We start from the raw sequence: 24542 nt of genomic DNA, 5'->3' as shown, positions 1-24542 counted from the left end.
TCCCACTTCGACACCGCTCCCATGTCCGCCACGCCAGTCCTGACGCCCCTGAAAAGCGCTTTCCAGCAATCGCGCGCCGAGAATAACATCGAGCTGATCCTGCCCGAACTGCTGGCCGCGCAATTGCACGTCGTGATCGGCGGGCAGAGCGAGCAGATCGACCTGTTCCTCGTGCCGTCGCCGAATCCCAAGCGCCGCTGCGTGACGGTGGCGGAAGACCCGGCCTTTCTGGCCGGCATCCATTTTCCCAAGATTCCCGTCACGGGGGCGCAGCTGATCGCGTCGATTCCCGCCGAGGTCGAGATCGTCATCCTGCATGGCGATGGCGCCAACTACCTGACGCGCGAGCAGCTGGCGTGGTTTCGCGGCATGCTGGCATCCGACGCTTGAGCGGCATTCCCGCCAGGCGCTGCAAGCCGGCGCGCGCCGAATGGATACGCTTTGCGCCGGCCGACGATGCCAGCTCGCATGCGGCGATGATGGCCAATCTGCGTCCCGTGCTGTGGCGCAGCGTGCTGCTGGGCGGCTGCGCCCTGATCCTTGCCTTCATCGTACAAGCCGTCTGGCGCGACGTGCCGTATGCGGGCGAGGCGGTGCTGCTGGGCCTGCCGGCGCTGACCGCCTGGATCGTCGGCGTGCTTTTTCTGCCGGGCCCCGATCTGTCTTTTCATGTCGAGATCAATGACGCGGGCCTGTTGCTGCGCCGGGTGGCGCGCGGCTTGCCCGGCCATGAGAAGGCGCTGCAGCTGGCGCCGCGGCAGATATGCGCGCTCGAGGTGGTCAGCTACGCGGGCGCGGTCGATGTCTACCGCGGCGGGCTACCGATGGCGCGCCTGGAGTTGCTGCTGCACACGACGCTCGACGTCTGCCCGCTGATCCGCGTGGTGGGCATGGATTTGCCCGTGCCGCAGCGCTGGTCCTTGCGACAGATCAAGGACGAGCTGAGCCGCCGTTGTAAGCTGGCCGGTATCCCTGTCGCCGTGCGGGACGGCCCCTCCTATCAGTCATCTTCCGCGATACGCGCGCAGTGGCCGCCAGCATGAGCGGTGGGCCGCTGTCGCATCAGGGCCGCAGAATATTGCCTCTATTGCCATGACATTGTTGAAGTCCTATGAATATTTTCGCAAAGCAACTATACTCATAGCTCTTTAAAAAATCATCGTCACGCTGGCGGCCAGCTATCCGCGCCAGAGTTCGCACGCATTCCGCTTTTTCCCGCTGAAAAAGCACCTTTCCCCCGCGCGGCAGGCGCGGGCGTGATGACCGAGCATCAATCTGGTCGACCCGTACCGTTGTCATTTTCGCTGTATTGCCGCTTTGGCAGGTGGCAGCCTCGCGCGCGGTGCGCCGTTTTGTCTTGCGACGTTGCGTTTTACTACTTACTTATGTCACGACAGTATGCTCAGTTCCCTGTTTGGCGATAGCGCCTATCCCCTGCCGTACGTGTACGGCACGCACGATTACTGGCTGGTGCTGTTTTCCATCGGTATCGCCGTGTTCGCCTCGTTCATGGCCTTGCAGATCGCCGGCATGGCGCGCAGCAGCGAGCGCGGCTTCCAGCGCCAGACGGCCATCATCACGGGCGCCATCGCGCTGGGCGGCGGCATCTGGTCCATGCATTTCATCGGCATGCTGGCCTTCGACATCTGCACGCGCGTCTCCTTCGACCCCGGCCTGACCCTGCTGTCCATGCTGCCGGGCATGGCGGCCTCGTGGGTGGCGCTGAACCTGCTGGCGCGCCCGCGCATCAACTGGCGCCAACTGGTGGTGGGCGGCGTGCTCGTCGGCGTGGGCATCGGCTCCATGCATTACAGCGGCATGGCCGCCATGCAGACCTCGCTGACCCTGCATTACCAGCCCTGGCTGTTCGCGCTGTCGCTGCTGGTGGCCGTTGTCATGGCCATGCTGGCGCTGTGGATACGCTTCGGCCTGAATGCCCTGCGCCAGCGCCTCAGTCCTCTGGCGTCCTTGCTGCTCAGCAGCGTCATCATGGGCCTGGCCATTTCCGGGATGCATTACACGGGCATGCTGGCGGCGCGCTTTTCCGGCACGCCCACGGCGGGCGACAATACGATCACCGTGCAAGCGTCGTTCGTGGCCCTGGCCGTGGCCCTGATCACCGTCACCCTGACCGTGTTCGTGGCGGCCGCGAATGGCCTGCTGCGCTACCGCCAGCTGCTGCGCCACGCCAGCGCCGGCGAATCGCGGCTGCGCGCCATCGTCGACACGGCCGCCGACGGCCTGATCACCATCGATGGCCAGGGCAAGGTGCGCTCGTTCAATCCGGCCGCGGAAAGCCTGTTCGGCTGGCGCGAAGCGGAAATCGTGGGGCGCGACGCCAGCGTGCTGCTGCAGCCGGCCGACGCGGCCGAATACGAGGGATATCTGCGCGACTACCTGGAAACGGGCGCCTCGCGCATCCTCGACAGCGGACGCGAACTCGATGGCCGCCACAAGGACGGCGCCGTGCTGCCGATGCGCGTGGCGATCGGCAAGATCGACACGCCGGGCCAACCCCTGTTCGTGGCGTTCGTGACGGACATGCGTTCTTCGCGCAACATGGAACAGGCGCTGAAGGACAGCGAGCGCCAGTACCGCACCCTGATCCGCAATATCCCCGGCGTCTCGTTCCACTGCAGCTTCGCGCCCGAGTGGAAGATGATCTTCATCAGCGACGCCGTCTATAATCTGACGGGCTGGATGCCGCAGGACTTCGTCGACGGCAAGGTCAGCATTTTCGAGCTCGTGCATCCGGACGACCGCCAGCGCGTCAACGACACCTGCGTGCAGGCGGCCGACGAACGGCGCGATTTCGAGAACGTCTATCGCATGCTGCACCGCGACGGGCGCGAGCGCTGGGTGCGCGAAAGCAGCGGCCCCGTGCTCGACGACGACGGCGTGGTGCGCTGGATCGACGGCGTCATCCTCGACATCACGGAAAGCGAATTGCGCAACGCCGAATACGAAGGCAAGGTGACGGCCATCTCGCGCGCGACGGCCGTCGCGGAGTTCGACCTGCAGGGGCGCATCCTGGAAGTGAACCAGAACTTCCTCGACCTGGTCGGTTACCGGCTTGACGACGTGCTGGGCCTGCATCACAGCATCTTCTGCGAACCTGGCTATGTCACTTCGCCCGACTACATCGCGTTCTGGCAGCAGCTGGCCCATGGCCAGTTCAATACGGGCGAGTACAAGCGCATCGGCAAGGATGGCAGGGAAGTGTGGATACAGGCTTCGTACAACCCGATCTTCAATGCGGACGGCAAGCCGTTCAAGGTGGTCAAGCTGGCCACCGACGTCAGCGAACGGCGCGCCATGCAGGAAAACCTGCGCGCGGCGAAAGACCGCGCCGAGCTGGCCGCCGAATCGAAGACCAGCTTCCTGGCCAACATGAGCCATGAAATCCGCACGCCGATGAACGCCATCATCGGCTTCACGGAAGTGCTGCTGGGCACGGCCCTGGACAGCCTGCAGCGGCGCCACCTGGGCACGGTGCGCCAGTCCGCGCGCTCCTTGCTGGAACTGCTCAACGATATCCTCGACACGGCCAAGCTGGAAAAAGGCGCCACCGAGCTGGAACTGGTGGACTTTTCGCTGCCCGACCTGGTCGACCACGTGGCCGCCTCGCTGCGCATCACGGCGCACGCGCGCGACCTGGTATTGCATGTCGATGTCGATCCCGGCATGGGCCAGTTCTTCCTCGGCGACGCGCGCCGCGTGCAGCAGGTGCTGACGAACTTGATCGGCAACGCCGTCAAGTTCACGGAAGCGGGCCACGTGCGCGTGGCCGTCGGCATGCAGGGCGAGCAGGTGCACATCGCCGTGCACGACACGGGCATCGGCATTCCCGCCGACCGCCTCGACAAGATCTTCGCGCCGTTTACGCAGGCCGATTCCTCGATGAGCCGACGCTTTGGCGGCACCGGCCTGGGCACGACGATTTCGCTGCAGCTGGTCGAGCTGATGGGGGGCACGATCACGGTGGAAAGCACGCTGGGCGTGGGCAGCGTGTTCCACGTGCTGCTGCCGCTGGCGCCGGGCAAGGCCGTCCTGCGGCGCAGCGAGCAGCCGGTGGTATCCCTGCCGCCGCTGCGCATCCTGGTCGCCGACGACGTGCCGCAAAACGTGGAGCTGCTGCTCATCAGCCTGGGCGCGGCCGGCCACCAGGTCATCGCCGCCAGCGACGGCGAGAGCGCCGTGCGCGAGTTCGGCAAGGGCAGCTTCGATGTCGTGCTGATGGATGTGCAGATGCCGCGCATGGATGGCCTGGAGGCGACGCGGCTGATCCGCGTGCACGAGCGCGAACAGGGACTCAAGCCGACGCCCATCATCGCGCTGACGGCCAGCGTGCTGGAACAGGACCGGCGCGCCGCGCAGACGGCGGGCATGAACGGCTTTGCCTCGAAGCCGCTGGAAATGCACAAGCTGACGGCGGAAATCGCCCGCCTGCTCGAGATCAACGTGGCCTTGCCCGCGCAGGCTCCGCTGGCGGCGGATGGCGCCAGCGGGCAGGTGGACTGGCAGCGCGGCATCGCGCTGTGGGGCGGCCGCGAGACCCTGCAGCGCGCCATCGCGCGCTTCGTGCAGTCGAATGGCGATTGCGCTGCCATGCTGTCGGCCGAACTGGAGCGCGGCGGCAGCAGCGTCGCCGGCCACCTGCTGCACCGGGTCAAGGGGGCGGCCGCCAACCTGTGCCTGGTGCGGATCGAGCGCATCCTGGGGCGCATCGAGCAAGCCGTCGCGCGCCAGTTGCCCGTGGCCGATCCGCTGCTGGAACTGGCGGCCGCGTTCACGGCGCTGGCGCGCGAGCTGGGCGCGGACGGCGATGTCGCGCCGCCGCCAGCCGCGCAGGAAAGCGTCGTGCCGCTGGACCGCGCCGCGGCCGGCGCCTTGCTGCGCCAGGCCATGGCCAGCCTGGAGGGCGGCCAGCTCGACGACGCCCTGATGACGCAGATCGGCGCGCTGCTGGCGCCGCACGGCCAGCAGCGCCAGTTGCAGGCGCTGGCCGGCGCCATTGACGACTTTGAATTTGCACGCGCCGTGGCCGTGCTGCGGCAGCTGCTGGACTGGCTGGAAGCGCCGCTGCCTGCCGCATTTTCCTGATATGGGACTCCAGATGACCTTAGCCGATGAAAAACCGACCCTGCTGCTGGTCGACGACGAAGCGACAAACCTGCAGGTGCTGCGCCAGATCCTGCAGGACGACTACCGCCTGCTGTACGCCAAGGATGGCGACAAGGCGCTGGAACTGGCGCGCAACAATCCGGTCGAGCTGATCCTGCTCGACATCATGATGCCTTCCATGACGGGCTACGAGGTGTGCCGCCGGCTCAAGGCCCTGCCGGCTACCGCCTCCATTCCCGTCATTTTTGTTACCGCCCTGTGCGATGTGAAGGACGAGGCGGACGGTTTTGACGCCGGCGCCGTCGATTACATCACCAAGCCGGTCAGCCCGTCCATCGTGCGCGCCCGCGTGCGCACGCACCTGTCGCTGGTGGACGCCGAGGAGCTGCGCCGCTCGCGCCTGCAGGTGATCCAGACCCTGGGCCAGGCGGCCGAGTACAAGGACAACGAGACGGGCATGCACGTCATCCGCATGAGCTATTACGCGCGCCAGCTGGCGCTGGCGGCCGGCTACAGCGCGGCCAGGGCGGAAGATTTATTGAATGCGGCGCCCATGCACGACGTGGGCAAGATCGGCATCCCCGACGCCATCCTGCAAAAGCCGGGCAAGCTCGATGCGGACGAATGGAACGTCATGCGCCGCCACGCGGAAATCGGCGCGGCCATCATCGGCGAGCACGCGGGCGGCCTGTTGAAAATGGCGCGCACCATCGCCCTCACGCACCACGAGAAATGGGACGGCAGCGGCTATCCGCAAGGCTTGCAAGGCGAGGACATCCCCCACGAAGGGCGCATCGTCGCCATCGCCGACGTCTTCGACGCGCTCACCAGCGAGCGCCCGTACAAGCGCGCCTGGACGGTCGAGGAAGCCATCGCCGCCATGCAGCGCGACAGCGGCACGCACTTCGACCCGTCGCTGCTGGCGCTGTTTGTGGAGCACTTGCCGGCCATGCTGGAGATCAAGGACAAGTGGCGCGAGCCGGTGTAGCGAGCATCAGCTCAGGGCGGGTCCACGCGCAGGCGGTTAGCCAGCAAGCGCGCATAGGCTTCAGTGTTGCCGAATTGCACGTGTGAGCATGCCATGCTCGTGCCCAATGCCGCCATATGGCGAGAAGATATCGCATAGGCAAGTTTGCCGGGTTGCCGGCGCGATGGATACACGAAGCCATGCATCGCGCCTGCCTCCTGCGCGATGACCTGGTCCAGTTGCCAGCCCAGCCATTGGCACCAGCCGTGATCGGGACTGCGCAATTGATCGTAGATGCCCAGGCGGCTGGCGGCCAGCCCGGTCAGGTCGAACAATTGCAGCGGGGCGCTGAATGACAAGGTGGCGATCAGCGCTTGTGGCGCATTGTGCTCGATGTAAAAGGTGCCCGGGCGCGTGGCGTCGTTACGGCAAAGCTGGGCTTCCCAGGCAGCCGTATAGGCATCGTCCGCAAGATACACCCAGTGATAGGGGAAGCCGTTCGGACCAGCCAGCTCGGCGGGCGGGCCGAAGCGGTAGGTGCGCTGGACTTTCAACGGCCAGATCGATGCCGCGTTCCACGCTGCGCGCACCACAGCCTGGCCTGTGCGAAGGGTAATGATATTACTCAATAATTCAGCGCGCAGCGATGCCAGCGCCGGCAGGCGCGCGGTCATTTCTGGCGGGACAGGCGTATCTTTCAGTTGCAGCGTCATGCGGGGCTAGCCTACGATATCGGCCATGCCCCTATGCTGCCACTTCGCCGCCGCCAGCACCTTGCGCAATCTCCCGCTGGCTGGCAGATCCAGCAGCGTTTGCTGACTGGGATGCACTTCGGCCCGCGTTTCGAACGATTTGCCTGCAAGCAACTCCGCCGGCGACAGTTCGTTGAGTTCGTCTGCGCTGCTGACCCAGAAGGCATGGATGTCACTACCGGGCTGGCCGGCGAGGATGGCCAGCACGGGCGCGATCAGTTCCGGCACGGGCTGGACAAATTGCCAAGCCGGAAACTCCTTGCCGATACTGCGTCCCTTGGGCGTCACGCAATAGAACCGCTGGCTTTCCACGGCGCGATACAGCGACGCCTGCGACAGTTCCACCCATCCTTGCCTAATGACATCGGAAACCTTGAGTTTTGACACGGGAAGTTGCAGCGGTATCGATGGCGGGGCGGCGCGCAGCGAGGCGCGCGCCGCATCGAGCGCGCGCGTGGCCAGGTCGATCAGGCGCTCGCGCTCGGGACCTTGCGCCACTATGTCGAGTTGTGCGCTCACCAATTGCGAGAATTGCTCCACTACCCGCAGGTCATTGTCGGTCCATTCCTGGCGTTCGGGCGCCAGGGTGTCGTAATGCAGATGCGCTGTCATGTTCGCTCCTCGGGTATATACGCCAGGCGTCTTACACACAAGATTATCATGTTTCGCAACTTTATCAAGCGAAAAGCGTATGTTTCCTGCATCAGACAGCGAGCTATATGCGGCCGATCAGGGCAAGCTGTCCGGCAGCCGCAAGATCCGCCGTATCTCCAGGATGGCCTGCGGGCTTTCCTGCACGCTGTGCCAGGACGGGATGACCTTTTCCGACTGCGCGCCGTCGAGGTGGGCGCTGGCGTAGGGCACCACGCCGTCGCTCGACTCGGCGAGGGGCAGCTGCGGCGTGTCGTTGCCCATGATCGAGTAGTAGCGCACTTTCGGGCTGATGGGCAGGTCGGCGACCAGGCGCACGAACGGGTCCTTGTCGCTGAGGTTGTCGATGCTGTTGGGGATGCGCAGCGGCTCGCTGCTGCCCGTGTCGAGCTGCGCCAGGCTGCCGGCCGCGTCGGCCAGCTGGTCCAGCATGGTGATGGGCAAGGTCACCAGGTTGGCGATCCAGCGCGCCACCTTGTGGTTGGCGAACGAGGTGCCGCGGTGCGGCGCGGCGATGAAGATGGCGCGGTTCACCTGCGGCATGGCCGTGAAATTGAGGTAGGGCGCCAGTCCGGCGCGCACCTTTTCCGCCTTCTTGCCCTTCAAATGGTATTCTTCCGTGATGGCGTCGAGCAGGGTGTTGCTGGCATCCGAGACCATCAGGCGCGCCAGCACGCCGCCCATGCTGTGGCCGATCAAGACCATGTCGTTCGCTGCGCCGGCCGTGGCCGAAGGGGCGAAATGGGCCAGCGTGGCCTCCAGCGCCTTGCGGATGGCCACGTTGTTGGCCGCCAGCGGCGCATTGCTCGGGTAGTACACCTGCCAGATCTGGTAGCGGCGGCGCAGCTGCTCGTCGCCCATCAGTTCATTCGCCACATTGATCCACGCTTCCGGGCTGCTGGCCAGGCCGTGCAGCATGACGATGGTGCGCTTGTCCGGGTCGTAGGGCTGCATCAGGTGCACCTGCGGACGCGAAATGCCGTCGGCGCGGCCGAACAGCGTGCGCAGCGCCTGTACGCCGAAGCCGGAACGGGCCAGCCACAGGCCGTAGCCGGCCGTGAAATCGGCGGCCACCGGCAGTTCCTGGCCCGCCATGCGCGTCGTTTCACTGCGGTAGGGGTCGACCAGCATCACCATCAGCTGCTGCGTGGCCAGTACCTCCTGCAGGCTGTTGCCGTCGAAGCGGATCAGCGCCGTGACGACCGGAAAGCGCGTTTCCTGGAACGCCGCGTCACTGGCCTGCGCGGGATTGGGCATGACGGCCACCAGGTCGGCGCCGAAGCCGTCGCGCCGGTATACATTGCGCAGGCCGGAAAAGCGCAGCGAGGTGGCCGGCAGCAGTTCCTCGGGCAGGGTGCCGTCTTCGGGCAGGCGCAGCGCCGACAGTTCACTGTCGATTTCCCAGCCCGCGGCGCGGATCACATGGCCGTCGGGACGGTACTCGCCGCGGTGGCGGAACAGGTTGCCGACGGCCTTTTGCACGGCGTAGTTATAGTAGTCGCGGATCTGCGTCTGGCGCTCCTCGAACGCGCGCTGGCCCGGCGTGCGCGTCGTGTAGAACAGGTAGGCGTAGGCGTAGCGGGCCGATTCCAGCCAGGCGGCCAGCAGCTCGGCGCTGTTGCTGGCGCCCTGTTTTTCTTCCTCCAGCGCGCTTTCCAGCCACAGTTCCGACAGGGTGGCCAGGCGCTGCTCGTCGCTGAGCAGCTCCGAGCGTGCCAGGTCGGCGCGGCAGGTGCCGGCATTCGCCTCGCAGGCGGCGATGTCGCTGCCGATGATGCGCAGCACCTCGCTGGCCGAGGCGCTCAGCTTGCCCGTGGTGAGGATGTCGCCGCGCCGCTGCTGCAGGTAGTCGGCCGGGGAAATGGCGCTCACGGTGACGGCGGCGCAGCCGCCCAGCAGCAGCATGGCGCAAGCGAGGGCGCAGGCGCGCAGGCGCCGCATCAGCACGGGGCGCGCCTTAGAACGAGTAGACCAGCGTCAGCGACGTCTGTGTATCCGTGTTCTTCTTGTCATCGGGCACGCGCGTGTCGTTGCGGGCGCTGAAGGCCGCCTTCATCTGCATGGTGCCATTGATCTTGGTGCTGAGGGCCGTCTCGGCGATCGAGTGGGTATTCGAGGTGCCGCGCTCGACGCTGACCGTTTGCGTGAACATGGCCGACTGGCTGATCTTCCATTTCATGGCCGCCGCGCCGCGCACCGTCAGGCCGTGTTCCGATTCGCCCGTATCGTTGGTGCCGCTGAAGTAGCCAGGACCGATTTCCACGTCGACGCTCTTGTCGTCCGACTGGTACCAGCGCGAGCCGTGACCGACGGCCAGCGTCGAGTACTTGGTATAGGCGCCGAACTTGTCGTTCACGTGGGAAGCGAGCACGAACAGCTTTTCATGGTCGGCCATCAGCTTGTAGGCGGCCTTGGCGGAAGCGGAAAAGCGCTCGGCCGAGCGCTCGCGGATCTTTTTCCCGTCGTCGTTCGTTGTTTCGTCTTCCTTGAAGTAGCCGCTGAAGATGTACTGGTTGCTCCAGTCGTCGAGTTCCTGGCGCGCGTCGATCTTGCCCGTGACGGAAGTGCCGACCGTGTTGCCCGAGGTGGTGATGGCACCCAGTTCGGCGGAAGTGCTCCAGCTGCCGATGGGGATTTCATCGAACAGCAAGGTGGGCTTGGGATTGCTGTCTTTGGCGTGGGCGCCGCCGTGCGTGATGGCCAGGGCCAGCACCAGTGCGAGAGAGGAAGTCGATTTCATGGCTGTATGCTTGTCTGTGGCGCGCGCGCCAGGCGTGGCGGCGTTGCCTGCGGTTCGTCAGTGGGTCGTGAGTGTATTGTCGATGAAGGCCGCAGGCAGCCGCAAGAAGCTCGGTTGGCATGCGCGGGCGCGGCGGATCATTGTCGAGGCTGTATTGTACCCGACCCTGCCATCGCCCGCCTTGCGTGGCGAAGCGCCCGAATGCTGCTATAGTCGAAGCAAGCTTGCCAACTTGATATTTGTGGATGATGACGATGAAAACTGCCTGTGGCCTTGCCTTGCTGACATGGACGCTGGCCGCCGCGCAGGCGGCCGCGCAAGCGCCCGAGGCGGCGCCCCCGGCCGCGCCGCCGATGACGCAGGCGATGATACGCGAGGCCGTGCGCGCCGCGCTGGCCGACGAGGCGCAGGTGCGCGACGCACTGCCGCAGCCGGCCATGCAGCAGGTGACGATACGCGCCGATAAATACGAACGCTTCGCCGCCGCCTTTGCCGAGGCGAGGGTGCCCGATTGCCTGCACCCGGACGGCTTGAAGCGCCAGCCCACCAACATCGGCCCGATCGGCGTCGTCGGCGTGTACGCGCTGCCCCTGGTGGTGGTGGCAAAGCTGCGCGGCAAGTGCAACTAGGCCGGTTCCCGGCGCACGCCTGGGGACCTGGCAGGGCTGGTCAGCGGCGCGCGCCTGGCGTATGCTGCGCGTATCCATCCTACCCCTATTCAAGGAACTACCGTGCGCTGCCTGGTCATCGAAGACGAAGCCGAGACTTCCCGCTACATCTGTGCCGGCCTGCGCGCGGCAGGCCATGACGTTTCGGCCTGCGACAACGGCATCGACGGCATGCGCCTGGCCTGCGGCGAAGACTGGGATGCGCTGGTGCTCGACCGCCTGCTGCCCGGCGAAATCGACGGCCTGGCCATCGTCGCGCGCCTGCGCGGCATGGGGCGCAACACGCCCGTGCTGGTGCTGTCGGCCTTGTCCAGCGTCGACGAGCGCGTGCGCGGCCTGCGCAGCGGCGGCGACGACTACCTGTCGAAGCCGTTCGCCATCGCCGAACTGCTGGCGCGCATCGAGGCGCTGCTGCGGCGCGCCGCGCCCGTGCCCGAATCGACGCAGCTGCAGGTGGCCGACCTGGTGCTCGACATGCGCACCATGCGCGTGACGCGCGCCAGCCGCCAGATCGCCCTGCAGCCGCGCGAATTTCGCCTGCTCGAATACCTGATGCGCCACCAGGGCCAGTCCGTCACGCGCGCCATGCTGCTCGAAGCCGTGTGGGACTATCATTTCGACCCGCAGACGAATGTCATCGATGTGCAGGTAAGCCGCCTGCGCACCAAGGTCGACAAGGAATTCTCGCCGCCGCTGATCCACACGGTGCGCGGCGTCGGCTACACGCTGGGCGTGCTCGATAGTGCGTAATCTGCACCGCTCCATCGCCGCGCGTCTGGCGCTCGGCTATGGCGTGCTGGTGGCGCTGTCGATCGCCATCGTCTGCGCCGTCTTCTATTTTGGCACCATCGGCGTGCTTGACCGCAGCGTGGACCGCAAGCTGGTGCTGCTTTCCGAGCGCCTGGCCGCCCTGTACGTGGCCGGTGACGGCACGCGCGCGGCCGCGGAAATCGCCCACCTGCTGACGGACCGCACGGACAGCGACACGGAGATTTTCCTGCTCGTCGGCGCCGACGGCCGCCGCGTGGCCGGCAACCTGTCGGCCTGGCCCGACGCGGCCAGTCCCGTGGGCCAGCTGCTGCACCGCGATGTCACGCGCGAAGGCCTTCGCGTGCCCGCGCGCCTGCTGATCCGCGACCTCGACGGCGGTGCGCGCCTGTTCGTCGGGCGCGACATGGAGGAGGGCGAGTCGATCCGCACCCTGGTGCTGCGTTCGCTGGCCTTTGGCGGCGGCGCCGCCGTGCTGCTGGCCGTGGCCGGCGCCTGGCTGTTCCGCCGCCAGCTCGAGGCGCGCATCGGCCAGATCCGCCGCACGGCGGCCGAGATCGAGGCGGGAGACCTGAGCCGGCGCATCCCCGTCTCCAGCGAGGACGAATTCGGTTTGCTGAGCCGCGACATCAACCGCATGCTGGACCGCATCGAGCACCTGATGGAAGGGGTGCGCCACGTGTCGAACGCCATCGCGCACGACTTGCGCACGCCGCTGGGACGCATCCGCAACAAGCTCGATGGCGCCTTGCGCCAGCAGCAGACGGTGGCGGCCTATGCAGGCGCGGCGCAGGCGGCCATCGACGATATCGACGACCTGACGCGCGTGTTCGACAAGCTGCTGCAGATCGCGGCGGCCGAATCGGGCATGCGCCCCGAGAATTTCGACGACATCGACCTGCAGCAGATCGGCGCCGATATCGTGGAAATGTACGAGGCGACGGCCGACGAGCAGGGCGTGCTGCTGGTGCAGATGTATGGCGATGCCGTGCCGGCGCGCGGCGACCGCAACCTGCTGGGCAGCGCGCTGGCCAGCCTGGTCGATAATGCCATCAAGTATGCGGGCGCCGGCGCCACGGTCGAGGTGTCCGCCGGCCTGGACGCGCACGGCGGCTGGCTGGCCGTGCGCGACAACGGTCCCGGCGTGCCGGCGCAAGAACTGCCGAAGCTGACGCAGCGCTTTTACCGCCTCGACAAGAGCCGCCATCTGCCCGGCAATGGCCTGGGCCTGTCCATCGTGGACGCCATCGCCGCCCTGCATGGCGGCAGCCTGGAGATCGAGGACGCGGCGCCGGGTTTGCGGCTGCGGCTCAGGCTAGCCAGCCCCATTGTCCACTGATGCTGCCTTGCTGGTAGCCGCTCATGACGATAAAAAGTTGCATTATTTGCTTCTAAATAAAACATCATGATATAATTTTGATACTTTTTGTGGCGTATCCCCTTGTCGGCAGAATCTGTCCGTCGTCGTGCCGCCGCATGGAGTGATCGCCATATCTGCCTGGTTCATTACTGGCGCGTTGCGCCAATTCGACAGGCGGATATCCGGAGCAAGCATGACTGATGCAGGTATGAAGAGTGGTCATTTCAGTGGCCGTATTGTTTCACTCGATGGCTTGCGCGGCGTGGCCGCGATGCTGGTCGCCATTTATCATCTGCCGGTCATATTCGGCTTCAAGATCACGCACGCCTACCTGGCGGTCGACTTCTTTTTCATCCTCTCCGGCTGGGTCATGGCGCATAGCTACGAAGAGCGCATCCGCCTCGGCATGCCGTTCAGGGACTTTCTGCACAACCGCTTTGCCAGGCTGTATCCGCTGTATGCCGTCGCGCTGCTGACAGCCTTCGTCCTCACCCTGATCAAGAGCCGTATCGGGACGACGTCGGCAAACATTGCCTGCTTCGTGCCGAATGCGCTGATGCTGCCATGCTTGCAGGATGAGGGACCATCCTTCCCATTGAATGGACCAAGCTGGTCGATTTTCATCGAGGTGGCCATCAACCTGGCCTGGTTCTTTGCCGTGCGCATGGGTGCGCATACTCTGCGCTGGAAGCTCGCCTTGCATTTTTGCGCGGCGCTACTGCTGTGGGGCTTTGCCGTATGGGTGAACCGCTATCTGACCGGGCATGAGTCGGATGATGTTCATGAAGGCATGCTGCGCGGCCTGCTGGGATTTGCCGGCGGTTTGCTGTTGTTTCAGTGCCGTATGCAGGCATGGATACTTGTTTATTTCGCGGCCATGGCGCTTGGCGTGCTGGCCGCTTTTGTGGCCGGCGGCGACACCGGCGATGTCATGCCACTTGGTCTTTTCGTGATGGGCGTACTGCCCATGATAGTGTGGCTCGTCGCCAGGCTGCGGCCGGCGATACTGGAGGGACGCGCCGCTGCCTTCCTGGGTGACTGCTCCTACGCCATTTATCTGCTGCATGTGCCGCTGGCCATGATGCTGCAAAAGCCCCTGCGCCTGATGTTTCCAGGGCAGGGCATCTCCGCCTACATGCTCAAGGCGACGATCTTTACCGCCATCCTCCTGTTTCTCAGCAGCATGAGCTACCGCCTGCTGGAAGTGCCGGCGCGGCGCTGGCTGTTGCAGCGATTCAAGCGCGATCACAGGGTGCCTGCCGCGGGCTCCATGCGTTAACGCGCCTGCGCGTCGCGCAGCTAGCACATTACCAAGTTGTAACCCCTTTTTTTCTAGTGCCCGCCTATCATCCGCCCTACCCGGAGCTGGGCGTGCGCACGCGTGCTGCCAGCTTTTCCGGGCTGCGCGCGGCCGTCGCCGCGCCTCGTTCGACCAGTCCCGTCGTAGAGCCGTTCGCATGCATACTTTTACCACCAGCGGCGACAGCGCCGCGCCGCAGCAGGCCCCGCTGCGCCAGCATGGCCATCGCCTCAAGGCCGTGCTGGGCGCCATCGCCTTTCCCGTGCAGCGCGCGCGCTGGCAAGCCTTCATCGCCGGCACGCCGGGCCTGGCGGCGCTGGCGCAAGCCCATCCCAGCCTGCTGTACAAGATCTACCGGCCCTATGCGAGCCGGCAGTTCGGCTGCGCGGCGCGGGTCGACCTGCTGCGCGGGCATTACCGCTTCCTGTGGCAGGCGGGCGCGCGGCCGCTGGTGGAATACGCGGCGCGGCGCGCCCTGGTGCTGGCCACCATCGCAGGCAAGGATGGCGCCACTTACCGCCTGCAGCTGACGGCCATCCACGACAGCCACCGCGAGGGCGACCTGTGCCTGCGCCTGACGCGCGATGGCGTCTCGCTGTACCTGGCCAGTTTCCTGTTCCGATCAGAGGCGGGCGGCAGCACCATCGAGCTTGGCGCCTTGCAGGGGTTGCGCTCGCCCGCCGGCGCGCAGGCGGTAAAAGACGCCACGCGGGCGCTGCATGGCTGCCGGCCGAAAAACCTGATCGTGGCCGCCTTGCGCGACCTGGGCGACTTTTTCGGCTGCAGCCATCTGGGCCTGGTCGGCAACGCCAACCGCATCGCGCTGAACTGGCGCCGCCGGCGCCGCATCTCGTGCGACTACGACCTGGCGTGGCGCGAACTGCAGGCGCTGCCTGCCGGCGACGGCAATTACCGCCTGCCATGCGGCCCCTGCCGGATGCCGCAGCTGGAACTGGTGCCGTCGAAGAAGCGGGCGGACGCGCGCCGCCGCGGCGCCATGCTGGTGCAACTGGCGGCGGACATGCGCTGGCAAGTGGCGGCCTTGCTGCACGCATAATGAAGACGTGGGATGGTCATTTTTGACCTGCGCGGCTTTTTTGCCGGGCGGCCCGCCGCAATCGGCGCGATGGGCGTATACTTGTCGGCGTTCTCAACCTGAAGCCAGTCACCCGATGCCAGCACAATTCCCCACTTCGCGCATGCGCCGCCTGCGCGCGACCCCGCAACTGCGCGAGCTGTTCCGCGAAACCGAGATCAATCCGCGCGACCTGGTCCTGCCGATCTTCGTCGACGAAGGCAGCAGCGAGTTCATCGACATCAAGTCCATGCCCGGCGTGCGCCGCATTCCCGAAGCGAAGCTGGCGCAGGAAGTCGAGCGCTACGCGCGCGCGGGCCTGCGCTCCGTCATGACCTTCGGCATTTCGCACCACAAGGACAGTCACGGCACGGACACCCTGAACCCGGACGGCCTGGTGGCGCGCATGTCGCGCATCATCAAGGACGCCGTGCCGGAAATGGTGGTCATGTCCGACACCTGTTTCTGCGAATACACGGACCACGGCCATTGTGGCATCCTGCATGGCGACACGGTCGACAATGACAGCACGGTACTCAACCTGGGCAAGCAGGCCGTCATCGCGGCCCAGGCGGGCGCCGACATCATCGCCCCTTCGGCCGCCATGGATGGCCAGGTGGCGGCGATCCGCGGCGCGCTCGACGCGGCTGGCTTCCATGACACGCCCGTGATGGCGTATTCGACCAAGTTCGCTTCCGGCCTGTACGGTCCGTTCCGCGACGCGGCCGGCAGCACCCTGAAGGGCGACCGCAAGACCTACCAGATGGACCCGATGAACCGCCGCGAGGCAGTGCGCGAGTCGCTGATCGACGAAGCCGAAGGCGCCGACGCCCTGATGGTCAAACCGGCCGGTGCCTACCTGGACATCATCCGCGACCTGCGCGAAGTGACGCGTCTGCCGATCGGCGCCTACCAGGTCAGCGGTGAATACGCGATGATCAAGTTCGCCGCGCAAGCCGGCGCCATCGACGAGCGCCGCGTGGTGCAGGAAACCCTGGGCGCCATCAAGCGCGCGGGCGCGGACATGATCTTTACGTATTTTGCGATGGATGTGCTGAATAATCCGTATTAAGCCTTGTCCCTGGCGCACAGCTAGCGTCCTTTTCTACCCCAAAGGCAAAGTCCGGGGTCGGACCCTCAGGGACTCGGCGTCCCCGTCCGCCCCCGGCATTTCCGCCCTTGGGTTCTTTCCGATTTCCCATGCCCCTGAAAATCTCCCGCATCCTGCACGCCGGCTATGTCTTCGAATGCGAAGGCACGGCCATCGCCTTCGATCCCATCGTCGAAAATCCGTTCAGCCGCAACTGCCACGCCTTCCCGTCCGTGCGCTTCGACCTCGATGCCGTGCGCCGGCTGCGCTGGGATGCCGTCTTCATTTCGCACTTCCACGACGACCACTGCTCGCTCGACAGCCTTGATGTGCTGGACCGCGCCACGCCCATCTATTTGTACTGCGTCTTCGACGAACTGTTCGCCATGCTGCGCGCGCTGGGGTTTACGCAGGTGCAGCGGCTGCACGTGGACGTGCCCGTGCGGGTGGGCGCCATCGAGGTGATCCCGCGCCGCGCGCTCGATGACGATGTCGATTCGCTGTTCCAGGTACGCGCCGCGGACCTCAACGTGCTCAACGTCGTCGATTCCTGGATCGGCCCCGAGACGCTGGCGCAGCTGGCCGCGTTCGCGCCCTGGGACATGGTGCTGTGGCCGTTCCAGACCATGCGCGAGCTCGCCGTCATCGCGCCGTCGCTGGCAGCGCGAGGCCCGGTCGAACTTCCCGACGACTGGGTGCCGCAGCTGCGCGCGCTGGCGCCCCGTTACCTCGTGCCCAGTTCCTGCCAGTTCGTGCAGGAAGACTGGTCCTGGTACAACCACGCGATGTTCCCGGTCACCTACCGCCAGTTTGCGCAGGAGATCGGCGCCGCGCTGCCCGATGCGCACATCTTCCGCCTCGATCCGTCCACGTCCGTGCTGCTCGACGCGCATGGCCTGGCGCCTGCCGCACCGCTGCCGTGGGTGCTGCCGATGGGGCCGCAGGACGTGGATTTCGACTACCGTCCCGAGGCGCCGCCACCGGCCACGGCGGAGATCGCGCACCGTTTCGCGCCCCTGGGCGACGCCGGCACCGCGCTGGTGCTGGACTTCTGCCGCAACGGTTTGCTTGAGCGCTACCGCGACATGGAACTGTCCGAAGACAGCTACTTCCAGCAACCGCGCCTGTGGCGCCTGGCGCTGTACGGCCATGACGGCACGGCCACCGTCCTGCATTACCGCACGCATGGCGATGCGATCGACCTCGTGCCGCAGACGAGCGAGGCGCCCGGCTGGACCACCGAAGTGCCGCTGGTGAAATGCCATGCTGCGCTGGTGCTGGGCGAATCGCTGACCTCGATGTACATGCGCATCAACGATGGACCTTTCGATGCGGCCACGCGGGCCGTACTGGCGGAAGCGGACATCGTCGACGACCCCTTGATCCGCTGCCTGTTCAACGACGCCATCGGCGCCTACCAGGCGGCGCAGCTGAAACGCTTGCTGGCGCGCTGAAGAAAATCGCGCGACAGGGTAAGATGGACGATTAATACCAGCATCTCAGATCAAGGAATGAACAACATGACACAAGACAAGGAAACCGCGATCCTGGCCGGCGGCTGCTTCTGGGGCGTGCAGGACTTGCTGCGCCGCTATCCGGGCGTGCTGGCCACGCGCGTGGGCTACAGCGGCGGCGACGTGGCCAACGCCACCTACCGCAACCACGGCACGCATGCGGAAGCCATCGAAATCCTGTTCGACCCGAACACCATCAGCTACCGCAAGATCCTGGAATTTTTCTTCCAGATCCACGACCCCAGCACGGAAGACCGGCAGGGCAACGACCGCGGCAGCAGCTACCGTTCGGCCATCTTTTACACCAGCGACGAGCAAAAACGCGTGGCCGAAGACACCATCCGCGACGTCGACGCCTCCGGCCTGTGGCCCGGCAAGGTGGTGACCGAAGTGGCGCCGGCCGGCCCGTTCTGGGAAGCGGAAGCGGAGCACCAGGATTATCTGCAGCGCTTGCCGCATGGCTACACCTGCCATTACATCCGGCCGGACTGGGTCTTGCCGCAGCGCGCGCAATAGGAAGAGGGCGTGGGCACGCCCATGCGCAGGGTCTGCGCTATGGGCAGCAGCTGAACCGGCAAGGCCTGCACCCGCCGTCAGCGACACGGGGCCCAGCCGGTCCCCGCTACTGCGGGCTGCGGCTGCAAAACAGGAATCGAGGAGGCGAGGGGAGAACATGAGCGGCATCGTAGCGATCCATTTAACTACTGAACCGTGCCATGCCGTCGGCGGTGGGCGCGGCGCGGCCAGAGGCCTGGCGGAGGCAGCATGATAGGCGCCGGCTACCAGAGCGGTTTCGGCAACGAATTTGCCACGGAAGCCATCGCCGGCGCTTTGCCGCAAGGACAGAACTCGCCGCAGCTGGCGCCGCTGGGCCTGTATGCGGAACAGCTGTCCGGCACGGCGTTTACGGCGCCGCGCGCGCAGAACCGGCGTTCCTGGCTGTACCGCATTCGCCCGGCCTGCCAGCATCCGCCGTTTACGCCGCTGGAAAACGCCCGCATCGTCGGCGATTTCCACGCGCTGCCCGCCACGCCGCCCAACCAGCTGCGCTGGGACCCGCTGCCGCTGCCCGCCGCCGCGACGCCGACGGACTTCATCGACGGCCTGGTGACGATGGCCGGCAATGGCAGCGCCGAGACAATGAGCGGCTGCGCCATCCACCTGTATGCGGCCAACCGTGGCATGCAGCGCTACTTTTATTCGGCCGACGGCGAGCTGCTGGTCGTGCCGCAGCAGGGCAGGCTGGCCATTGCCACCGAACTGGGTCTGATCGAGCTGGAACCGCAGGAAATCGCCGTCATCCCCCGCGGCGTGCGCTTCCGCGTGACCTTGCCCGACGGCGGCGCGCGCGGCTACATCTGCGAAAACTTCGGCGCGGCCTTCCGCCTGCCCGACCTGGGACCCATCGGTTCGAACGGCCTGGCCAATGCGCGCGATTTCCTCACGCCGCACGCGGCCTACGAAGACCTCGACGGCGAGTGCGAACTGGTGGCCAAGTTCGGCGGCCGCCTGTGGCGCACCACCTTGGGCCATTCGCCGCTGGACGTGGTGGCCTGGCATGGCAATTACGCACCCTACAAGTATGACTTGCGGCGTTTTAACACCATCGGCTCGATCAGCTACGACCATCCCGATCCGTCGATCTTCCTCGTGCTGCAGGCGCCAAGCGACAATCCGCTATTGGGCGCCATCGATTTCGCCATCTTCCCGCCGCGCTGGCTGGCGGCCGAGCACACGTTCCGGCCGCCCTGGTTCCACCGCAACGTGGCCAGCGAGTTCATGGGCCTGATCCACGGCGTATATGATGCCAAGGCGGCCGGTTTCGTGCCGGGCGGCAGCAGTTTGCATAATTGCATGTCCGGCCACGGTCCCGACGCGCAGACGTTCGAGAAGGCGTCGCGCGGCGACACTGCCTCGCCCGTGAAAGTGGCCGATACCATGGCCTTCATGTTCGAGACGCGCACCCTCATCAGGCCGACCCCGTTTGCGCTCGATGGCGGGCTATTGCAGCAAGACTATTTCGAGTGCTGGCAAGGCTTGCGCAAGCATTTCGACCCCGACCCGCTGTGACTCCTTGGCTGCCTGGCAATAATCGTACGGCCCAAATTGCCAGGTGTGCTCTACAATTACGGAATAAGAAACTGTCGGCGCACCTGCGCCGCCTTACTCCGTAGTTGAAGGGAAAAACAAGTCTGTGACTTCCAAGCCGATCAAGATTGCCGCCACCGTCGTCGTGGCGCTGGCCGCTGGCGCCGGCATCTATACATGGACCCGTCCCGCCGCGCCCGCCACGCAAAACGCCGCCGCGCCCGACAGCAAGGGCGCCACGCCACAAGGTGCTGCCGACACGGCCGCCGTCGCCGCCCAGGTCCGCGACTTGCTGGCCAATTTCCGCAAGATTATCGTGCTGCTGGCCGACGAGCAAAGCTTGCCCGAAGGCGCGCGCGACGAAGCCCGTAAAGTGGGACAGTCCCTGTTCCATGAAAACCAGGAGCGCCTCGCCAGGCTCGATTCTGCGCTGGATCAATTGACGGCCGCCACCAATCCGGGCCGCTTCGAGGCGCTCGACAGTCTGTTGACATATATCGAATCCGATCCCGGCCTGTACGACGCGGATCGCCTGGCTTTCCGCGAGCTGCTGCAAGGCATGCTGGCCGACGTGGCCAAGGATTCGTCCTTGCCGGCGATCAAGCTGCACAAGCGCATTTCCGAAGACCTCGATGCGCTGGGCGAGATCGAGCGCAATTACGAGAAGGAAATCCGGCAAATCTTCGGCAACCTGGGCCAGCGTTCCATCGAACTCAAGCGCGAACGCTGGGACGATTACGTGGCGCAGCTGAAAAAGCGCTACAGCCGCGAACAGATCCTGAAGGAAAACGGCATCGTCGTGCCGTATGCGCTGCCACCGGCGGGCACGGTTCCTGAGGCCAAGCCGGCACCGAAGAAGGACGAGGCGGAAATCTTTGGCCTGGGCTTGCCGAAGAAAACCATCGTGCTGACCTTCGACGACGGCCCGCACCGGCGCTACACGGAAGAAATCAGCGCCATCCTGAAACAGTATGGCGTGCCGGCCGTGTTCTTCAACGTGGGCCGCAACCTGGGCAGCCTGGACGCGGAAGGCCATGCCAAGCTGGGCGCGGGCGCGGAAGTGAGCCGCAAGCTGATGAAAGAGGGCTATGCCGTGGGCAACCACAGTTTCAGCCACGCCCAGCTGTCGAAACAGACGGGCGACAAGCTGAAAGGCGAAATCCTCGGCACCGACACTTTACTCAAAGCCATCAGCCCCGAGCGCGCCGCGCTGTTCCGTTTTCCGTATGGCGCGCGCAACAGCGAAGGCATGGCCGCGCTGGCCGATGCCCATCTGAAATCCGTGATGTGGAATATCGATTCGCTGGACTGGGCCGACCCCGTGCCCAGTTCCATCTCGAACCGCGTGCTGGCCTCGGTCGACAAGGCGGGGCGCGGCATCGTCCTGTTCCACGACATCCACGAGCGCACGGTGAAAGCCTTGCCAGCCGTGCTGGACAAGCTGATCGCGGAAGGCTATCAATTCGCGGGCTGGGATGGCACGAGTTTCCAGGTTGCAAAAAGCACGGCACCCGCGCCGGAAAAAGTGCCCGTCACCACGGGCTACGCGAATTCCTGGGCCGTGGTGATCGGCATCGACGATTACGCGAAATGGCCGAAACTGCAATATGCGGTGCGCGACGCCCAGGGCATCCGCGAAACGCTGATCGAAAAGTTCGCGTTTGCCCCCGAGCGCGTCGTCACCCTGAAGAATGGCGAAGCGACGCGCAACAATATCCTGGCCGCCTTCCACGACAAGCTGGCCCATGGCGGCGTGCAAAAGAATGACCGCATCTTCGTCTTCTTCGCCGGCCACGGCGCCACGCGCAAGCTCAGTTCGGGGCGCGACCTCGGCTACATCGTGCCGTTTGACTCCGACCCGGCGCAGTTCGCCACGGATGCGATCCCGATGACGGAAATCCAGAATATCGCGGAAAGCCTGACGGCCAAGCACGCGTTCTTCGTCATGGACGCCTGCTACAGCGGCCTGGGCCTGACCCGTGGCGCCGGTTCCAGCTCGTTTTTGCGTGACAACGCCAAGCGCATCGGGCGGCAAATGCTGACGGCCGGCGGCGGCGACCAGTTGGTGGCAGATGGCGGGCCGAACGGCCACTCCGTGTTCACCTGGACCCTGCTGCAAGGCTTGGCGGGCAAGGGCGACCTCAACGGCGATGGCTTGATCACGGCCACGGAACTGGCGGCCTACGTGGCGCCGGCCGTGTCCAGCGTGTCGAACCAGACGCCGGCCTTCGGCAGCCTGCCAGGCTCGGAAGGGGGCGATTTCGTCTTCGAGTTGCCGGGCGAGACGGAATTCCTCAGCCCGAACACGACGCAGCTGTCGACGGAGGCCATCGCCCTGAACAGCAAGCTCGACGCCAAGCCGGCAGCGGCCAGCGTGACGGTGAAGGACTTGCAGGGCGGCGAGCAGAAGATCGTCACGCCGGGCGCCGTGCCCACCTCAGCGCGCCAGTTGGCGCAGCGGGCCAACGACCGTGGCTTGCAGCTGTACAAGGAAAAACAGTATGCGCAGGCGGAAGCGCAATTTACGGAGGCGCTGAAACTGCGCCCCGACTTCGCGCTGGCCGCCAACAACCTGGGCTTTGTCTTCTACAAGCAGGAAAAATACCGCGAAGCGGCCCGCTGGTTTGAAAACACGGTCAAGATGGACCCGTCGCGCGCCATCGCCTACCTGAACCTGGGCGATGCCTATGCCAAGGCCGGCGATGCCGCCAAGGCCAAGGCCGCGTACAAAACCTACCTGGAACTGGCGCCGACGGCGTCAACGGCCCCGGCCGTGCGGCAAAAAATGGAAAAGCTGTAGTTGGCCTCCGTCTTGCCCACGGTCCACGTGTTTGCCTGCAGCGGCCGCTTCCCCAGCTGGGACGCGCTGCAGGCTTACCTGTCGCCCGCGTACACGGAGGACGGCGATGAACTGCCGTCGCCATTCTTCCTGGAAACGGGCCTCACGCAGTACGCGCCGGCCTGCTTCGAGAGCGCGATGCTGGCTGCGCCAGTGCCGCTGGCAGCGTTGCTTGACGGCGTATCGTATGCCGACAGCTGGCTGGCACAGGCCAGCGCGGACGCGGATGCCCAGGGCGTGCTGGCCGACACCGGCGTGTGTGTGTTTGCGCCAAATCAACTCGCGCACCCGCAGCGCAGTACGCTGCACCACGTGGGCAGCTACTTTTACGACGCAGCGGGCTGAGCGCCATCCTGGCGTTCCTCATGCAGCAGCTTGTTGACGCTGGCCAGCAGGCTGGTGCCCGAGGTCGTGATGAAGCGGGCACCGGCCGCTTCCGCTTCCGTGCCATAGCTGGCGATAGTATCCTTGTTGCAATATACGATGATGGGCAGTCCCCCATGTAGCTGGCGCACCTCGCGCACGGTGCGCACGCCCGCATCCTTGATGCGCCGGCCGTTTTCCACCCTCGCCATGTCCGTGATGAACAGCGCATAGCGCTTCTGTTGCAGCATGGCCAGCGCTTGCCTGGTCGATACGGCCTGGTCCACCTTGATATTTTCCCGCGCCAGTTGCTCCACCAGCAAGGTATTGTTGCGTGGATGGTCGTCCAGCCACAGTACCAGGCTGGCCGGCTTTTGCGCCGTTGGTATGCCGGCCAGGGCCGTGACAGTGGCGTCCCCGTCGGGCGGATGGGCCAGCAGCAGTTGCGTGACGGCTTCCTGCATGTCGTCGAGCGATTTCTGCTGCAGGCGGCTCAGTTCCGTGACCTCGATTTCCTTGCCGCTTTCCAGGCGCACCGACTCATTTTTGACGAGGCTGTCGGCGCGCTTGATCATGATGGACAGGTAGATGCGCGTGAGCAGGTAGCCGATCAGGAAGCCATGCACGGAGAAAAACAGCATGATGCCGCCCACGACGGCCATGGCGGTGGGGCTGTCGATGGCCAGGCTGGGCGCGATGAAGGCGGCCATGCTGCGCGCGCTGCCTGGCAGGCTCTTGAGCTCGATCAAGCCCACGCCCACGATGATCTTGGTCAGCCAGTCCGACACTTCGACCAGGTTGGAATTGATTTCCATCGGCGTGGGCGTGCCGAGGAACAGGGTATTGCTCGGGGTGCCGGCTGCCGCATCGGCGCCCGCCGCGGGCGGCTCGTCCGCCGGGCGGCTCTTGCCCGTGCCCCGCTCGTCGCCCGGCGCCATGTTCACGGTGCCCGATGGCAAGCTGCGCGGTATGCCGAACAGAAAGCCCAGCAGCATGCCGCTGACGCAGAAGCCCAGGCTCCACAGCAGCGCGGGCACGGCATGGTAATAGGGCGGCAGCAGGGCGCCGGCAGCGACGGCCAGCACGCCCGCGAGCAGGATGGACAGCAGGATGTAGGGCAGCACGTCGCGCTTGCGCACGGCTGCCGTGGCGGTTTTGCTCGCCTTGCCGCTGCTGTCGCTCAAGTCCACGGTCGCTCCTTGCAAAATGCTCAATCCAGGCAGCCAGCCTGCCGCGTAGATAT

General features: G+C 65.5%; 20 protein-coding genes. 15 read left to right on the top strand and 5 right to left on the bottom strand.

Annotated features, from left to right (window positions below):
- Nucleotides 1–21 precede the first annotated feature (21 nt).
- The 4 genes from AC3RCJ_RS16865 (at nucleotide 22) to AC3RCJ_RS16850 (ending at nucleotide 6112) form a co-directional block, all read left to right on the top strand.
- On the top strand, nucleotides 22–390 hold the full coding sequence (locus AC3RCJ_RS16865) for a hypothetical protein (protein ID WP_492958277.1): 369 nt from the start codon (nucleotides 22–24) through the stop codon (nucleotides 388–390).
- Nucleotides 387–1043, top strand: coding sequence for a hypothetical protein (locus AC3RCJ_RS16860; protein WP_492958275.1), 657 nt, complete (start codon nucleotides 387–389; stop codon nucleotides 1041–1043). The genes AC3RCJ_RS16865 and AC3RCJ_RS16860 overlap by 4 nt, the downstream gene beginning before the upstream one ends.
- Before the next feature lie 355 nt (nucleotides 1044–1398).
- Nucleotides 1399–5103 (top strand): PAS domain S-box protein, encoded by a 3705-nt coding sequence (locus tag AC3RCJ_RS16855; protein ID WP_492958273.1) that lies wholly within the window; start codon nucleotides 1399–1401, stop codon nucleotides 5101–5103.
- A gap of 13 nt (nucleotides 5104–5116) precedes the next feature.
- Complete coding sequence (locus AC3RCJ_RS16850) at nucleotides 5117–6112, top strand: HD domain-containing phosphohydrolase (protein WP_492958271.1); 996 nt, start codon at nucleotides 5117–5119, stop codon at nucleotides 6110–6112.
- Nucleotides 6113–6123: 11 nt separating this feature from the next.
- Here AC3RCJ_RS16850 and AC3RCJ_RS16845 read toward each other — a convergent pair whose 3' ends face one another.
- From AC3RCJ_RS16845 to AC3RCJ_RS16830, 4 genes are all read right to left on the bottom strand, one after another.
- The gene (locus AC3RCJ_RS16845; RefSeq protein ID WP_492958269.1) at nucleotides 6124–6804 is read right to left on the bottom strand and encodes an RES family NAD+ phosphorylase; all 681 of its coding nucleotides are present in this window, start codon (nucleotides 6802–6804) and stop codon (nucleotides 6124–6126) included.
- Nucleotides 6805–6810: 6 nt separating this feature from the next.
- Nucleotides 6811–7455, bottom strand: coding sequence for a hypothetical protein (locus AC3RCJ_RS16840; RefSeq protein ID WP_492958267.1), 645 nt, complete (start codon nucleotides 7453–7455; stop codon nucleotides 6811–6813).
- 117 nt (nucleotides 7456–7572) lie between these two features.
- The gene (locus AC3RCJ_RS16835) at nucleotides 7573–9435 is read right to left on the bottom strand and encodes an esterase/lipase family protein (RefSeq protein ID WP_492958293.1); all 1863 of its coding nucleotides are present in this window, start codon (nucleotides 9433–9435) and stop codon (nucleotides 7573–7575) included.
- A 16-nt stretch (nucleotides 9436–9451) separates the two neighbouring features.
- Nucleotides 9452–10234: a DUF481 domain-containing protein gene (locus AC3RCJ_RS16830; RefSeq protein WP_492958265.1), complete on the bottom strand. Its 783-nt coding sequence runs from the start codon at nucleotides 10232–10234 to the stop codon at nucleotides 9452–9454.
- A gap of 254 nt (nucleotides 10235–10488) precedes the next feature.
- Between AC3RCJ_RS16830 and AC3RCJ_RS16825 the strand changes: the two genes are divergently transcribed.
- From AC3RCJ_RS16825 to AC3RCJ_RS16775, 11 genes are all read left to right on the top strand, one after another.
- On the top strand, nucleotides 10489–10863 hold the full coding sequence (locus tag AC3RCJ_RS16825) for a hypothetical protein (protein ID WP_492958263.1): 375 nt from the start codon (nucleotides 10489–10491) through the stop codon (nucleotides 10861–10863).
- A gap of 102 nt (nucleotides 10864–10965) precedes the next feature.
- Nucleotides 10966–11652 carry a winged helix-turn-helix domain-containing protein gene (locus AC3RCJ_RS16820; RefSeq protein ID WP_492958261.1) on the top strand — a complete coding sequence of 229 codons (687 nt, stop codon included), beginning with the start codon at nucleotides 10966–10968 and terminating at the stop codon, nucleotides 11650–11652.
- The gene (locus AC3RCJ_RS16815; RefSeq protein WP_492958259.1) at nucleotides 11645–13009 is read left to right on the top strand and encodes a sensor histidine kinase; all 1365 of its coding nucleotides are present in this window, start codon (nucleotides 11645–11647) and stop codon (nucleotides 13007–13009) included. Before AC3RCJ_RS16820 ends, AC3RCJ_RS16815 begins: the two co-directional genes overlap by 8 nt.
- Nucleotides 13010–13223: 214 nt before the next feature.
- Nucleotides 13224–14309 carry an acyltransferase family protein gene (locus tag AC3RCJ_RS16810; RefSeq protein WP_492958257.1) on the top strand — a complete coding sequence of 362 codons (1086 nt, stop codon included), beginning with the start codon at nucleotides 13224–13226 and terminating at the stop codon, nucleotides 14307–14309.
- A 178-nt stretch (nucleotides 14310–14487) separates the two neighbouring features.
- A complete protein-coding gene (locus AC3RCJ_RS16805; protein WP_492958255.1) occupies nucleotides 14488–15387 on the top strand; it encodes a VirK/YbjX family protein in 900 nt (299 codons plus the stop codon).
- A gap of 115 nt (nucleotides 15388–15502) precedes the next feature.
- Nucleotides 15503–16477 (top strand): porphobilinogen synthase, encoded by a 975-nt coding sequence (gene hemB / locus AC3RCJ_RS16800; protein ID WP_099667779.1) that lies wholly within the window; start codon nucleotides 15503–15505, stop codon nucleotides 16475–16477.
- A gap of 128 nt (nucleotides 16478–16605) precedes the next feature.
- On the top strand, nucleotides 16606–17949 hold the full coding sequence (locus tag AC3RCJ_RS16795; RefSeq protein ID WP_492958253.1) for an MBL fold metallo-hydrolase: 1344 nt from the start codon (nucleotides 16606–16608) through the stop codon (nucleotides 17947–17949).
- A 66-nt stretch (nucleotides 17950–18015) separates the two neighbouring features.
- Nucleotides 18016–18525 carry a peptide-methionine (S)-S-oxide reductase MsrA gene (msrA, locus tag AC3RCJ_RS16790; RefSeq protein ID WP_492958251.1) on the top strand — a complete coding sequence of 170 codons (510 nt, stop codon included), beginning with the start codon at nucleotides 18016–18018 and terminating at the stop codon, nucleotides 18523–18525.
- 249 nt (nucleotides 18526–18774) lie between these two features.
- On the top strand, nucleotides 18775–20079 hold the full coding sequence (gene hmgA, locus AC3RCJ_RS16785) for a homogentisate 1,2-dioxygenase (RefSeq protein WP_492958249.1): 1305 nt from the start codon (nucleotides 18775–18777) through the stop codon (nucleotides 20077–20079).
- 124 nt (nucleotides 20080–20203) lie between these two features.
- Entirely contained in the window at nucleotides 20204–22897 is a 2694-nt protein-coding gene (locus AC3RCJ_RS16780; RefSeq protein ID WP_492958247.1) for a polysaccharide deacetylase family protein, read from the top strand.
- A complete protein-coding gene (locus tag AC3RCJ_RS16775) occupies nucleotides 22898–23281 on the top strand; it encodes an immunity 22 family protein (RefSeq protein WP_492958245.1) in 384 nt (127 codons plus the stop codon).
- On the opposite strand, the gene AC3RCJ_RS16770 is transcribed toward AC3RCJ_RS16775, so the two are convergent.
- Nucleotides 23263–24489 (bottom strand): response regulator, encoded by a 1227-nt coding sequence (locus AC3RCJ_RS16770; protein ID WP_492958243.1) that lies wholly within the window; start codon nucleotides 24487–24489, stop codon nucleotides 23263–23265. The genes AC3RCJ_RS16775 and AC3RCJ_RS16770 overlap by 19 nt on opposite strands.
- Nucleotides 24490–24542: the final 53 nt, after the last annotated feature.

The sequence above is a fragment of the Janthinobacterium sp. GW822-FHT07H11 genome, assembly GCF_058798615.1.
The sequence above is the reverse complement of the archived record's forward strand: the minus strand, read 5'-3'. Positions and strand labels throughout refer to the sequence as shown.

Bases quoted from the DNA above. Each gene is read 5' to 3' on its own strand.
- AC3RCJ_RS16865 (WP_492958277.1), top strand. From the start codon at position 22: ATGTCCGCCACGCCAGTCCTGACGCCCCTGAAAAGCGCTTTCCAGCAA.
- AC3RCJ_RS16855 (WP_492958273.1), top strand. From the start codon at position 1,399: ATGCTCAGTTCCCTGTTTGGCGATAGCGCCTATCCCCTGCCGTACGTG.
- AC3RCJ_RS16850 (WP_492958271.1), top strand. From the start codon at position 5,117: ATGACCTTAGCCGATGAAAAACCGACCCTGCTGCTGGTCGACGACGAA.
- AC3RCJ_RS16845 (WP_492958269.1), bottom strand. From the start codon at position 6,804: ATGACGCTGCAACTGAAAGATACGCCTGTCCCGCCAGAAATGACCGCG.
- AC3RCJ_RS16840 (WP_492958267.1), bottom strand. From the start codon at position 7,455: ATGACAGCGCATCTGCATTACGACACCCTGGCGCCCGAACGCCAGGAA.
- AC3RCJ_RS16835 (WP_492958293.1), bottom strand. From the start codon at position 9,435: ATGCGGCGCCTGCGCGCCTGCGCCCTCGCTTGCGCCATGCTGCTGCTG.
- AC3RCJ_RS16830 (WP_492958265.1), bottom strand. From the start codon at position 10,234: ATGAAATCGACTTCCTCTCTCGCACTGGTGCTGGCCCTGGCCATCACG.
- AC3RCJ_RS16825 (WP_492958263.1), top strand. From the start codon at position 10,489: ATGAAAACTGCCTGTGGCCTTGCCTTGCTGACATGGACGCTGGCCGCC.
- AC3RCJ_RS16810 (WP_492958257.1), top strand. From the start codon at position 13,224: ATGACTGATGCAGGTATGAAGAGTGGTCATTTCAGTGGCCGTATTGTT.
- AC3RCJ_RS16805 (WP_492958255.1), top strand. From the start codon at position 14,488: ATGCATACTTTTACCACCAGCGGCGACAGCGCCGCGCCGCAGCAGGCC.
- hemB (WP_099667779.1), top strand. From the start codon at position 15,503: ATGCCAGCACAATTCCCCACTTCGCGCATGCGCCGCCTGCGCGCGACC.
- AC3RCJ_RS16795 (WP_492958253.1), top strand. From the start codon at position 16,606: ATGCCCCTGAAAATCTCCCGCATCCTGCACGCCGGCTATGTCTTCGAA.
- msrA (WP_492958251.1), top strand. From the start codon at position 18,016: ATGACACAAGACAAGGAAACCGCGATCCTGGCCGGCGGCTGCTTCTGG.
- hmgA (WP_492958249.1), top strand. From the start codon at position 18,775: ATGATAGGCGCCGGCTACCAGAGCGGTTTCGGCAACGAATTTGCCACG.